General features: G+C 40.2%; 13 protein-coding genes. 6 read left to right on the top strand and 7 right to left on the bottom strand.

Annotation, left to right across the window (positions count from 1 at the left end):
• Window positions 1-3: 3 nt before the first annotated feature.
• From HQN83_RS02985 to HQN83_RS02975, 3 genes are read right to left on the bottom strand one after another with little or no spacing between them, the layout of a single operon-like run.
• Window positions 4-402: a DoxX family protein gene (locus HQN83_RS02985; protein WP_173088442.1), complete on the bottom strand. Its 399-nt coding sequence runs from the start codon at window positions 400-402 to the stop codon at window positions 4-6.
• An 11-nt stretch (window positions 403-413) separates the two neighbouring features.
• Window positions 414-857, bottom strand: coding sequence for a YHS domain-containing (seleno)protein (locus HQN83_RS02980; protein ID WP_173088440.1), 444 nt, complete (start codon window positions 855-857; stop codon window positions 414-416).
• A gap of 12 nt (window positions 858-869) precedes the next feature.
• On the bottom strand, window positions 870-1,334 hold the full coding sequence (locus tag HQN83_RS02975; RefSeq protein ID WP_173088438.1) for a YHS domain-containing (seleno)protein: 465 nt from the start codon (window positions 1,332-1,334) through the stop codon (window positions 870-872).
• A 130-nt stretch (window positions 1,335-1,464) separates the two neighbouring features.
• Here HQN83_RS02975 and HQN83_RS02970 point away from each other — a divergent pair, with 130 nt between their 5' ends.
• Together HQN83_RS02970 and HQN83_RS02965 are read left to right on the top strand one after the other, a co-directional pair.
• Window positions 1,465-2,142, top strand: coding sequence for a sigma-70 family RNA polymerase sigma factor (locus HQN83_RS02970; protein WP_246254196.1), 678 nt, complete (start codon window positions 1,465-1,467; stop codon window positions 2,140-2,142).
• 10 nt (window positions 2,143-2,152) lie between these two features.
• Window positions 2,153-2,428, top strand: a complete 276-nt coding sequence (locus HQN83_RS02965) for a hypothetical protein (RefSeq protein ID WP_173088436.1) — start codon at window positions 2,153-2,155, stop codon at window positions 2,426-2,428.
• Here the strand turns inward: HQN83_RS02965 and HQN83_RS02960 are convergent.
• Together HQN83_RS02960 and HQN83_RS02955 are read right to left on the bottom strand one after the other, a co-directional pair.
• The gene (locus HQN83_RS02960) at window positions 2,425-3,021 is read right to left on the bottom strand and encodes a cupin domain-containing protein (RefSeq protein WP_173088434.1); all 597 of its coding nucleotides are present in this window, start codon (window positions 3,019-3,021) and stop codon (window positions 2,425-2,427) included. The genes HQN83_RS02965 and HQN83_RS02960 overlap by 4 nt on opposite strands.
• A 2-nt stretch (window positions 3,022-3,023) precedes the next feature.
• On the bottom strand, window positions 3,024-3,476 hold the full coding sequence (locus HQN83_RS02955; protein WP_173088432.1) for an RNA polymerase sigma factor: 453 nt from the start codon (window positions 3,474-3,476) through the stop codon (window positions 3,024-3,026).
• A gap of 651 nt (window positions 3,477-4,127) precedes the next feature.
• Between HQN83_RS02955 and HQN83_RS02950 the strand changes: the two genes are divergently transcribed.
• The gene (locus tag HQN83_RS02950) at window positions 4,128-6,152 is read left to right on the top strand and encodes a sensor histidine kinase (RefSeq protein WP_173088430.1); all 2,025 of its coding nucleotides are present in this window, start codon (window positions 4,128-4,130) and stop codon (window positions 6,150-6,152) included.
• A 67-nt stretch (window positions 6,153-6,219) separates the two neighbouring features.
• Here the strand turns inward: HQN83_RS02950 and HQN83_RS02945 are convergent, their stop codons facing one another.
• Together HQN83_RS02945 and HQN83_RS02940 are read right to left on the bottom strand one after the other, a co-directional pair.
• On the bottom strand, window positions 6,220-6,549 hold the full coding sequence (locus tag HQN83_RS02945) for an insulinase family protein (RefSeq protein WP_173088428.1): 330 nt from the start codon (window positions 6,547-6,549) through the stop codon (window positions 6,220-6,222).
• A 201-nt stretch (window positions 6,550-6,750) separates the two neighbouring features.
• A complete protein-coding gene (locus HQN83_RS02940; protein ID WP_173088426.1) occupies window positions 6,751-7,272 on the bottom strand; it encodes a glycoside hydrolase family 78 protein in 522 nt (173 codons plus the stop codon).
• Between the two features lie 631 nt (window positions 7,273-7,903).
• On the opposite strand from HQN83_RS02940, the gene HQN83_RS02935 reads away from it, so the two are divergent.
• The 3 genes from HQN83_RS02935 to HQN83_RS02925 are packed head-to-tail and all read left to right on the top strand — an operon-like array spanning window position 7,904 to window position 12,908.
• Window positions 7,904-10,291 carry a TonB-dependent receptor gene (locus HQN83_RS02935; RefSeq protein WP_173088424.1) on the top strand — a complete coding sequence of 796 codons (2,388 nt, stop codon included), beginning with the start codon at window positions 7,904-7,906 and terminating at the stop codon, window positions 10,289-10,291.
• A gap of 23 nt (window positions 10,292-10,314) precedes the next feature.
• Window positions 10,315-11,544, top strand: coding sequence for a DUF4374 domain-containing protein (locus HQN83_RS02930; protein WP_173088422.1), 1,230 nt, complete (start codon window positions 10,315-10,317; stop codon window positions 11,542-11,544).
• 56 nt (window positions 11,545-11,600) lie between these two features.
• The gene (locus HQN83_RS02925) at window positions 11,601-12,908 is read left to right on the top strand and encodes a PepSY-associated TM helix domain-containing protein (protein ID WP_173088420.1); all 1,308 of its coding nucleotides are present in this window, start codon (window positions 11,601-11,603) and stop codon (window positions 12,906-12,908) included.
• Window positions 12,909-13,235 lie beyond the last annotated feature (327 nt).

Genomic DNA, 13,235 nt, shown 5'->3' with positions numbered 1-13,235 from the left:
GCATTAGGATTTATTTTTAATTAAAGAGCGGAGTTGAACACGATTGGCAACAACCAGGATCAAACAGCTGGCGAACACCAGTAAGGCCATCCCAAACAGTACCCCGTGATCATTCTGAACTACAATTCCTAAACTGGTCAGGTGAAAGAACAATGCCCCGCTCATCAGCCCCAATCCAAGTAATGCACCAAGACCCTTAGTTCTTGGTATCAAGATCAATATGGAAGCGATGAATTCCATTACACCTGTGCCGATTCTGCCCCAGGGTTCCATGCCAAGACGGGAAAAAATATAAATAGATTCCGGTGCTCCTGTAAACTTAAAAAACAAAGTTTGCAGCATGATCACCGCCGCAATTAAACGCAGTATCCAACCTCCGATATGTTTTTGTTGACTAGTCATGATTTCAAGGATTAAGGCTTTTCTTTAATTTCGGGCCAGTTCTCATCGGCTTTTTTGATGAAGGCTTCCTGGTCTTTAGCCCACAAGCCCTTCACCTTATTATTATAATTGAAGTAAAGCTTGTCCCCTACAATTGTCCAGGTTTCCGCCTGTGTCGGTGCCTTATGTCCCTTCGCAGTTCCATAGGCACAATAGCCACCATATTGTGGTGCAAACCGTTCAGGGTCTGCCATAAAATCCTCCCTATTTTCTTTATTTGCAAACAGCCATTTGGCTTCTTTCCAGGTATAAGAAAGGCTGTCATTTCCTTTTACAGGCTTTGATATTTTAAAAAATGCCACTGGATCATAGCCCTTAATGGCCTTCCCCGCTGGTGCAAATATTTCTGATTTTTGTGCGTAAACGCTGCCTGTGGTAAACCATACCAAAATCAAGGCACTGAATAAAAGTTTCATATGCATGTATTTTTAATTGTCGAATTTGGACCAATTCTGGTCAGCTTTCATTTTTAAACTTTGCTCTGCTTTATTCCATTCTTTCAGCGTGTTGTTAAAAAACTTATTGTAGAACAAGTACAGTTTTCCATTCAGCACTTTGAATGTTTCCGGATCAACCGACACCAGCTCGCCTTTGGCACCCATTGCGTAAGCACACCAGCCACCGTACTGCGGTTGGTATTTACCAGGATCAGCTTTAAAGAGTTCCCTATGCTCAGCATTGCTGAATCTATACATAACCCCATCAGCTGCGATAGCAAATTCCTTCTTCCCTGGTATAGCCTTTCCTGACCTGAAATAGGCTACAGGATCGTAGCCCTCAATAGCGAGTCCAGATTTGTCCAGGTTAATTTTTTGTTTTGAATGCGTTGATTGTGTAAATCCATTGCTGATCAGCAATGTGGAAAGCATTAAATAAACTAATAATCGTTTCATAATTTCAGGTTCTTTTCTCCCTTTGTCGCAACAACAACCTAAACCTTACAAGAAATTTCAATTATTTTCTAGCCTTTCCATTTCACCCCAAATACCAATTTAAGAAGGAAATAGAGGTGTTGTTTTATTTTTGACATTTCTTGTAAGGTTTGCTACAAGCAAGCGACTAAGCAGATATAATCCTATATTTAAGCAAGCTAAAGCATGTATGCAAAACAATAAGCAGGCAGAAATGCCCGATTTACCAGAGCTGACCAATCCGCGCCAGTGGGTCTGTAACTATGCAGATTACCTCTATTGCTACGCCATTATCAGAATCAATGACCAGGAGCAGGCGCGTGACCTGGTTCAGGAAACCTTCCTGGCTGCACTGGAAAGCTTGTCTCATTTTGAAGGAAAGAGCACTGAAAAAACCTGGCTGACAGCCATACTAAGAAATAAGATCATAGACCTTTACCGAAAAAAATCATCTGGTCTGTATTCCCAAAACGAAATTTTAGAAGAGGAACACGAACAACAGGATTTTTTTGATGAGCAGGACGGTCACTGGAATAACGCCTACCGACCACAGGAATTCGCAGCCGCTGTTGAAAACCCTTTACAACACAAAGAATTTGAGCGCGTACTTCAGGGGTGTATGAATAAACTACCGAATCTTTGGTACGCCGTATTCTCCATGAAGCATGTAGATGAGGAAAGTACAGAGATCATCTGCAGCACATTAAAAGTAACGCCAGCCAATTTCTGGGTCATTATCCACCGCGCGAAGCTCAGTTTAAGAGCATGTCTGCAGAAATATTGGATTTAAACCTTTTGACATGAACAGATTAATTAAAATCATATACAACTGCCGACAAGCGACTTTCCTTATCGAGAAGAAGCAACTCACTGAGCTGACTACAAAAGAAAAAATGGAACTTAGAATTCACCTTGCAGGATGCAGCATTTGCAAAATATTCCAGCGACAAAGTATACTCATCAATGGTATGATCAAAAAAAGAGTACAATTGGATACAGAAAGTCAGACTGAACTGGATGAAGATTTTAAAATCGCTTTACAAGAGAAAATTGACCAGCAACTGAATCAGAATTAAACTGCTGCCGTGTATTGAACGACAGCCATTACCGGACCATCTATAACCTCTACCTTATGATTTACCTTCAATGGAATTTGCGTGAAACCGCCTGCTTCCAGAAAAAAAATATTTCCATCAACAGTACATCTGCATTTCCCACGCAAAATCAAAAAACTTTCATATTCCTGTTCGTGGCTTTCTTCTTCAATGTCAAAAGTAGATACCACCAGCATCTGTTTCAATCCGCTCTCTTGCCCAATCAATTCACAAAAATTCTCTGCATGTAACGCTTCCGGGAAACGACGGGTTACAGAATCCAGCCAAGACTGAAGATCTGAATATTCATCAATAAGTATGAGCTTATCCTGGATAGCATTATCCGCCGCCAAAGTCACCAACTTTTGTTCAATCTTCTCCTTTAACCCTACAGAAGGCTCAACAGCATACTCAAATGCATAATTTTCAAGAGCGCGTTCAATTTCCTGAATTTCCATTTTCAATTGAGGATTCTTCAGTACCATCGATTGGACCATTAATCTTTCGGACTCATCAAGTAAGTTCAAAATGTAAAGTTCCAAAATACCACTTTCTATATAGGTTTGCAGGTTCACGGTCACTTAATATTTATGGTCATCAATTCAGCCCTTAACTTCATCGCACATGCTGACTTGCCTATGGAAAGTAATTCCGAGACTACCGCTATAGAAAAACCTTTGTTTACCATCAGGTCAAAAACACTTATATCTTCTTTATCTTCTAGATTTTTAATAGTTGCAAAGATATGATCTTTTGCCAGAGATCTGACAATGTTCATGATCCAGGTAAAGAAAGTAGAATGTTCAGGCCTGAAGTCTATGATATGATTACAGACCCTAATCAAAGTATCTGATAATATCTGTTCGGCAATGATTTCAGAATCAACCAGACGCGAAATCATTCCATAAATTGCTGCTCCATAAGTATCATAGAGCAAGGTTATACCTGACAATTCCATTTGTCGGATGAGTTCCACTATTTTGTCTTCTTCTTTTCTAGTGCAGGGATGCATGATTTCAAAGATATACATTTGAATTTGTTAAAGAAATATCAAATAAAAATGAACAGAAAAGAATATTCTTTTGTGGTGCTACAGATTTATCAGCTTGACTTTTTGATTGGATTAAAATAAATATCCCTACAATTAGTAACCATAAATAATATTAACGAGATTAGAATAACCCGAATAAAACACTGATAATCAACAAAAAATGTTCCTGTTCAAAAAATTAATATTTCTAATATTACTAATTTCGTCAATTTCTGTTCACGCACAGAGAAAAACCTGTGACAATAAAGACCGAAATTTGCTCTTTCATAAATTCAATTTCGATCTGCGCAGTGCTGTTGTGGTCATCAGGAACAAATTCGTCAGGTAGTTATTGTGTATTTCGGGATAGTGGTTCTTCCCGGCTTTTTTGGTTAAGTCGGTTTGAGCACTAATCTTCGCAGCAATTCGAAGCTAGCCATGCCATACATTTGCAGTTTAATAGTCTTTAGCTTATTTACATCGCCTTCTCCCGGGCCATTGCTCCGGGCTCGGGCTAAAATGGCCGCCAAACCATTTGCCGGGTGTGGTTATTAAAGAATAAACTGAATAGCGATTAAGGCTATATATTCATTAAATTTAATTTTGCAGTTCCCGCATATTTTGGTTCAACCGTTCAACTTGAGGTTCCCTATGAGTAAAAAAGCATATTTGGCCCTGTTTATTACACTGATCGGGTTTATTTTTTCCTGTTCTTCTGGTAATTCTGAAAACAATGATAAATCCGTTTCAACAGATACTTTTGACATTGAGTTGAATAATCTTGTTAATAGAGGAATAGGAAAAAAGGTACCCCATTATATAGATTCTATATATCGAACATTCAAGAATGTAAGTGCAGACGATTTATGGAAGAAATATAATTTACTGTATAAGTTTTATCTGGATTATGAATCTGATACAACTATCGCTAGGATATACGTAGACAGTATGCAATTGGTCACCAAGGATTTAAAGAAAATGCAAAAGGAACGGTTTGCTTTAACTTTTTTTGCATTCGGAGATCTAGCTCTGGCTGAAAAGAAGTACGTAGGAGCTTTTAGAAATTACTATACCGGAAGGGATTACGCCAAAAAAAAACTTAAGAAAAGTAGTCTGGCAAAATTTACCAATCAGCTTGCAATGGTAAGGTACAGTCAGCTACAGTTTCCAGGAGCAATTCAGTATTTCAAACAGGCCATTGCCGAGCTGGAATCTAGTGAAACAAAAACTAGTCCAGTAGCAGAGGTGATACTCCACCAGCAGATACTACACATGTTGGGCTTAACCTACGGACAACTGGGCACAAAACAGAGTAAAGACAGCTCGGTTTTTTATTTTCAGGAAGCCTTAAAAGTACTCGATCAAAACGAACGGATTTACCCAAACCATACGCCTGTATTTATGGCGGCCCGTGGGGAGATATATGGAGATTTAGGCGGCACTTACATGTATCAATTTAAGGATAAAGAGGCTGTCAATTATCTGATGAAAAGTATTGAGATAAACGACAGGTCTGGGTACAACAGATTTGATGCTGAAAGTTCAAAGATTGATCTTGTTTATTTATATACACGTTCTGGAAATTATTCCAAAGCCATTTATTATATAAAACAAATAGACGCAGAGCTGAACAGGATATTCATTAAAAAGGTTGACAAGACCGATTTGCAGCTAAACTTATATATTGTCAAATGGCGATATTTTGATTCTAGAAATCAAATAGATTCTGCTTACTCGTATCATAAAAAGTTTACGCTTTTTGTAGACTCCATGAGAAAAGCTGAAAAAGAGCTTAGACAAGTTGATATGGATGGATCCTTTAAGCTCCTGGTTCTAGATAAGGAAAGTAAACTAAGAAAAACCTATTTGATCATCACCGTCATATTTGTATTGATCATATTGGTTGTTTTAGTAGGAGTACTGAAAAACAGAAAAAAGCTAGCAAGTTTAAATGCAAAAATAACGGCACAAAATCAAGTCCTACAACATGCCATGGAGGCACTTCAACAAAGTCAGGATGAAAATACCCGTATGATGAGAATGGTTGTACATGACCTGAGAAGTCCAATGGCCGCTACGGTTAGTCTCGCGGATCTTGTCTTGGAAACCAATGAGCTTAGCGAGGACAACAAAGAAATGTTAGAATTGATTAAAGAAACAAATCTTCGATCATTGGATATGGTAGGGAATCTGTTAAGTATGAATAGCTCTTTTGAAGGATTGGAAAAGGATTCGATTGGGATCCACTCTTTATTAGAGTATTGTGTAAAAACCCTAAATCTTAAGGCAAAGGAAAAAGGTCAGAAAATAATTTTGAATGCTGTAGAAATATCTCTGATTGCAAACCGTGAGAAACTTTGGCGACTGTTCGGAAATTTAATAGGAAATGCAATAAAGTTTAGTCCTTCCGGATCAATAATTAATGTCGACGTTTTTAAAATGGAAAATATTGCTCGGATTCGGATTAAAGACCAGGGCATCGGAATACCTGAAGAACTGCACGATGGCATATTTAATTTATTTACAAACGCCAAGAGAGCAGGAACAGACGGAGAAGAATCATTTGGGCTAGGGTTGGCTATTTCGCGTCAAATTGTGGAAGCGCACAATGGGAAGATCTGGTTTGAAAGTGAACCAAATACCGGCACTTCATTTTACATCGAATTTCCAATATAAACCCCCAAAATAATGATAAAAAAAACTGCCCGGAACAATTCCAGACAGCTTATCAATCACTAATCAGCTATTTGGTAGCCAGTAGTTCATAGGTAGAGTTGTTCCATGCTCCAAAAGATTTCCTTGCAAGGGCTTTCGCTTCGGAAGCACTAATGTTACCTGCAATGGTTAGGTATGTATTTGAAGGTATAATGTTTCTGGCATAATATGCTTTGATATCATTTAAGGTTAAGGCTTTAAGTGAAGACTCTGTAATCGTTTCAGGATAATAACGCTCTCTGGCATTTACGCTTGCAATTACTGTTGCCAATGCGGTTTCAAAAGATGTTTGGTTTAAGGCTGGTTCTTGTATTGATTTTGCAAATATAGAAAGTGTTTTGATAGTACCAACAACCATCAATAGTATTCTCTATAATTTTTTACTGGCTATTTTTTAGGGAAATACCTGAAATAATTTAAGACGCGAGCTTCATTTAGCTCTACTCCTGCTATTGCAGCATTTATTTTACTGTTTTTTCATCGGGAAAAGATGTTACCAGATGTTTAAAAAGGCGGGATGGAAACCTGAATTGGTAAATTCGATCTATACGAAGATGATTTACGGCTTCAAGGCTAGGGAGTTATAAAAAAACCGCCCTGAGCAATAGCTATGACGGTCATAGGCAATCCACTTTGCTCCTTTCCAGTTCCCCGATAGGCTCATCTGCCATTTCGCTCCTGCTGACCATGAAGACATTTGATTATGGTTATCCCAGACCATGACCTTCCAGTAATAAACCTGAGTTGGAAGGAGTTTTAGTCCGCTGTATCTGATCTGGATTGAAGCATCCGAATTGACTTTTCTAGTGTCCCAGACATTACCGATATTTTTATCGAGCGACTGAAGATTGTCCGCAACCAGAATCCGATAAGCTGTTTGCATTACATGCTGTCGCGTTGAATTCAATTGCCATGCCAATCGGGGTTGCTGTATTTCAATGCCAAGTGGGTCCCGACGATATTCACATTTAAGCTCACTTACCACTAACTGCGCATAAAGTGGGCTCAGCCTAAATAGAAACACTAAAGTGATGCCTATTTTTTTTATCAAAGAAGCGCAAGAAATGGTTTGTTTCATCATAAGATTGCGATTAGTTCTTGAGCGCTGCTTCTTTCAAGAGTTGTCAGTATCAAATGATAAGTTTTAATTTGGTCAGAAACGAAAGTATAGTGATTGTCAAGTAACAAAATTAATCGTTAAAGCCAGAAGAAAAATATAGAATTTGATAATTTAAATATACATTTTGTCCTGCCCTCAAATGGATTCAATAGCAAGCAAAAGATAAATTGTCAACCTATGGCCGATTGAGCCCCATTGGAATAACAGTCTAAAAGCATTCGTTGGGGAGCACACATAAGCGCATCTAAATTTGCCAGTAAAAGTTGAGAAGAATCCCAAAATGATCAGCTGGTTTCGAAAATAAATGGGCTTAGGAACTGTCCTTATCATTCAAATACGCTACATCCAAAAATGTATGTCTGTCAACTGATGGTCCTAAGGTTGTTTTTGTTGGCTGTAATGTCAATAAGTAGAATTTAATCCGAAAATTTCATGAGGTACTTTAAATTGATATAAAAATCATGAATTGATCCTTATTATAATTTGGACTTAATCTAAATAAGTATATATTTGCGACATAAAAATGCCACACGGTTTCGGACCCGTGTGGCTAACCGGCAAGCCGGCTCACCTTTAATCGAAGTTAAAAGTAATGCAAGTTAAAAAAATTATGCTACTCAGCATACTAATGGCGTATGCTATTTTTTCCAAGGCCCAATCACAGCTGTCAAGTATTAGCGGCCAATTAAAATCATCATCGGGAGAACCATTGTCAGCAGCTTCCGTCAAAATTCAAAACTCAAACTACGGGACGGCATCTGACCAAAACGGATATTATAAGATCAGCAACCTGAAGCCCGGAACTTACCTCCTGCACATTACCGCAATCGGGTTTAAACCGGAGAAGAGAACCGTAAAATTGGAGGCGGGTACCGATTCAAAAGTGAATTTCAGTTTTCAGGAGGATGCCAAAGAAATGGAAACGGTTACTGTCTTGGGGCGCACAAAGGCCCAGGAGGTAAACCGACAGGCTTTCAATGTAACAGCGATTGATGCGACTAAACTGTACAACACCACATTGGATATCTCCGGAGCGCTGGATCGTGTCGCTGGTGTTAGGGTAAGAGAATCAGGTGGTGTGGGATCCAATTTCAATTTATCATTGAATGGATTTTCGGGGAACCACATCCGTTACTTTATAGACGGTATCCCAATGGACAATTTCGGGTCGTCATTTCAGATCAACAACATTCCGATCAACGTCGCGGAACGTGTAGAGGTTTACAAAGGCGTGGTACCGATGTGGTTGGGCTCAGACGCGCTGGGCGGTGCTGTTAATATCGTAACGGGGAACAGGCACCGGAATTATGTGGATGCCTCTTATTCCTACGGCTCATTCAATACCCATCGGACTGTAGTGAATGCAGCGGTTACTTCCAGAGCGGGATTGACACTACAACTCAGTGCCTTCCAGAATTACTCGGATAACAGTTACAAAACAGACTTAAGAACGCTGTTGCAGAATAGCATGGAGTCAGACAAAAGGGCGCCATCAGTCCGCAGATTTCACGATACTTATCACAATGAAACTTTGATCGCAAACGTCGGCTTGGTCAACAAGTCCTTTGCGGACAACCTTTTGTTTGGAATAACATTAGGCCAGAACTATAAAGAAATACAGACTGCAGCCAGACCGGAAAGCGTTTATGGCCAGTTGCACAGGCGCGGGAGGATTGTTATGCCAACGCTTAAATACAAAAAGACAAACCTGATTAAGGGCCTGGACCTGACGGTGAATGCCAACTATAATCTTGGATATGAAAAAACGATCGATACCGCTATGGCAGATTACGATTGGGACGGTATCCGGGATCCGAAGAAAACCAGAGGTGAACGGACAGATGGCGGGATGCTCTCTAAATTCAGGAATTACAATGGTCTGGCCACAACGATGTTGAGCTATAAAATTACTGATCATCATTCGGTCGCCATAAACAATGTGTTTTCAACCTTCAACCGAAAAACGGATGATTTGCTGTTCCCAGAGAAAAATGCATTGGATCCGGCAAAAAAAATGGATAAGAATGTCTTTGGTTTTGGTTATGGATATGACCTTGACAATAAATGGAGCGTTAGTCTCTTCGGAAAATACATCTATCTGAACAATGTAATCGGAAGCAGAAACATCAATAAATCGACGGATAAATTTGGTTATGGTATGGCCCTCGCCTATTACCTGAGTCCAAACTTACAAATCCGAACTTCTTATGAGCTGACCAACCGAATGCCTGAAGCAAATGAAGTATTTGGTGATCTGGAAAATCAGGCTCCTAGTCCGGACTTAAAACCGGAAAAAAGTGACAATGTCAATTTAGGTCTTGTGTATGGGTTTGAATTTAATGAGATCAATCGGCTTTCGATAACTGCAAATGCTATTTACAGGTATTCAGGTGACTTTATTTACAACAAATTTGTCGGTGGCACAAGTGGGTCCCAGAATTTGTTAATTGCGGATAACCGCCAGGGTGTGCGTACTACCGGAATTGATGGAGAAATCAGGTATTCTTATAAAAATTGGCTGAGTGTAGGTGCTACCGTTACCTACCAGATGTTAAAGAATCTTCAGAAATATGATCCAAAGCCGGGTGGTGGATTTTACGAGAACGAAAGCATCGTCTATCTGGATCAGATGCCTAATATCCCCTACTTTTTTGGCAACGCAGATATATCAGCTTCTTTCAAGGATGTTTTTAAAAAGGGTAACCATCTTACCCTGGGCTATAACCTATTGTACGTAAATTCCTTTTGGCTGTATTGGCCAAGTCTGGGCAACCGTTCCGGACCTGAAGACAAAAATGGCATTCCTACGCAGCTTGCCCATGACCTGAACTTTGTGTATAGCATCAAAAACGGTCGCTATAACATTTCTCTTGAAGCAAAAAACATTACAGATAGACCAGTATTCGACAATTTTAGCTTGCAGAAGCCTGGTCGTGGTTTCTATTTAAACCTTAGGTATTTCATCAACAAATCACAATAATACTAATTTTTAAAAAAATCAATATGAAAACAACAATGACCAAAACGCTTTTGGCCCTGGCATTTGCCGCAGTTTTAAGTTCTTGCGATAAAAAGAAAGACAGAGAGGCGATCCCGGAAAATCCTGGAAATTATGTACTTGCGGTTACACCGACTGCGATTGAAAATGTAGCCGACTATTTGCTGACTGCTTCCAGTCTTGATGAAGGTAAGGTCTCTATTGTAGGTAATGGCGTGGAACAGGATGGTACTTACCGTTATTATGTAACACTTGGTAATAAGTTTTTCAGTATGCTCTACGGTCAGGGAAGTCCTGGTGCCGTTACGGTTTACGATGTTAAAGCTGGAAAATTAAATAAGTTGAATGACTTCGTAGCGGCGACGGTCCAGGCATTTGCCCCGGTTAATGATGATATTTTAATGGTAAAAGTTGCCAGATCCTTTGCAGCTGCTGGCGCCAGTACTTTACATACCTGGTATATAGTGGATTCCAAAACCAATGTGCAGACAGCAGAGGGTACTATAGATGCGCTTCAGCCTGCCGGAAACGGGGAAATTGCTCATTTCAGCTGGCTGAAGCAAGTAGGAAACAAAGTGTTTGCGCCATTTTTCTCTATTACCGGGAGAAACTTCTTTACCAAATATCCGGATCAGGCTGGTATCGCGGTATATTCTTACCCGGGAATGAAATATGAAAAGACAATCAAGGATACCAGAACGAGTTTCATTGGAAGGTATTTCACTGATGGTCTTGGTTTAGTAGAAAATGGAGACGTTTATGCATTTTCATCATCAGTAGCTACTGACGACTCTAAACTGACTTCAACTAAGCCTTCTTCAATTACGCGCATCAAAGCTGGTACTACAGAATTTGACCAGAGCTACCTGATGAATTTTGAAACTGCATCTAATGGTTATGTGATCACCAATTGGCTATACATTGGACAAAACAAGTTTATTGCGAACATGGAACCAAAGGCAACTAAGGGTGCATATGTTACTGGTAAGTCTTTGGCCATTGTAGATGTAGTCAACAAGACTGTATCCGCTGTAACCGGCTTCCCTGAACCTGCTGCCATTGTAGACCTAACTGACAACAATTATAGTCCCAAAGATGGTAAAACCGGTTATGTCGGTGTGAACTTAAAAGATGGGACGACCTGGGTTTACAAGATTGATGCCTCCAATCATAAAGCGACAAAAGGACTTCAGGTAGAGGGCGGTCTGATCACTGCAATCCAACACCTGCAATAATAAACCATCCCCAAATAAAGCACACCTTAAATATTTACACCAAACAAATTAGCACAATGATCATCGAAAATAAAACTTCAACACCGAAAAAGAAGCGCAAAGATTCTCTTTTTAACAGGATTAACAAATGGCTGCATTTATGGTTGGGCCTGGTTTCCGGGGTCATTGTTCTGATTGTTTGTGTAACTGGTTGTATCTGGGTTTTCAATGAAGAAATTGAGAACCTGATCCATCCGGAAAATAAGGTAGAATGGCAAGACAAGCCGGTACTTACCCCTTCACAGCTGACTCAGATTGCAGCTTCACTTTATCGCGACAAAGTCCCTGCTTATGCGAATTACCATCAGGGAGAGGTCATCAACCTTAACCTGAGAAATCGTGTGGAAAAGGGAGGCCGCGGTGGTGCTGGACGAAGAGGTGGTGGCGTGCAACTGAAGCTCAATCCTTATACTGGAGCAGTGATCAGCAATACCGTGCGCAAGCCTGCTGAGGTTGACTTCTTTCGTTTTATATTGAACGGGCACCGCTTCCTTTGGCTTCCTTATGAAATTGGCAGACCTATTGTAAATTATGGGACATTGGTATTTGTGGTCCTGCTGATCACTGGTCTGATATGGTGGTATCCAAAAAAATGGAACAAATCCACTACCGATAAAAGTTTCAAGATCAAATGGGGAGCTTCTTTCAAGCGCGTAAATCTGGATTTACACAATGTACTGGGGTTTTATTCCCTGCTGTTTTTAGCGGCAATAGCGTTAACCGGGATGGTTTACGGCATTCAATGGTATAGTGAAGGTATGTACTGGCTAACCAGTGGCGGTGAGCAGCTTGGTGAATTCAGACGTTTGAAATCAGATTCCCTCCAGGTAGGTAAAATATACACGCCTGTACAGGCGATGGATGCTGCCTGGGAAAAAGTGATCGCTAAGAACCCCAGGTCTACGGGCTTTTATTACTCCTTTCCAGATCCTAAACGTGCCGCTGCAACGATTGACATCACGGTCTATCCAAGTTCAGGTCAGTTTTACAATAGTAAAGGCTATACCTTTGACCAGCATACGCTCAAAGAGCTGAAGCGACGTGATCCCTATTCGGTAGCTTATGAACAAGCTTCTTTTGGACAGAAACTGCGAAAAATGAACTACGATATCCATGTGGGCAGTATCCTGGGTTTTCCGGGAAAGGTATTGGCATTTTTGGCTTCACTGATCGGCGCAAGTTTGCCAATTACAGGTTTTTTGATCTGGTATGGCCGTAAGTTTAAAAAGAAAAAGAAAGGAACCGACAGCAATAACAAAGGTGGCGAAGGGAGGACTGAGCCAAAACGCAGCACGGTCCGCGCAGAACTTGAACCTGTAACCTGATATCTTGTAAACCTGTTTCAAGCGTCTCAGGTCGCAACTCAGCAAATAGTTAAGCCTCCAAATTGTAAAAAAAAGCAGACCTGACCAGGTGTCAACCTATGGGCGGATGAGGCCATTATGGATAAACCAGAAATGATCAGTGAAAGCGGAGGCGATTGCAGGACTTGGTTTTCGGGAATAAATCAAACAGAAAGCCGTGTCAGAGTGCTGCTTGCGCCCTGGAGGCCTGCATTATCGAGGTCATTTCTGTAGATTTCGATTCCGCCCATTTTGAATCGTATGACCCAGATCATTTCAGCTTACTTAAATCTGAAATGATTTTTCCGG

Source organism: Pedobacter foliorum, from assembly GCF_013266735.1.
GTDB classification, from domain to species: Bacteria; Bacteroidota; Bacteroidia; order Sphingobacteriales; family Sphingobacteriaceae; genus Pedobacter; species Pedobacter foliorum.
Note: the sequence above shows the minus strand (reverse complement) of the source record. Positions and strands in the feature narration are given on the sequence as shown.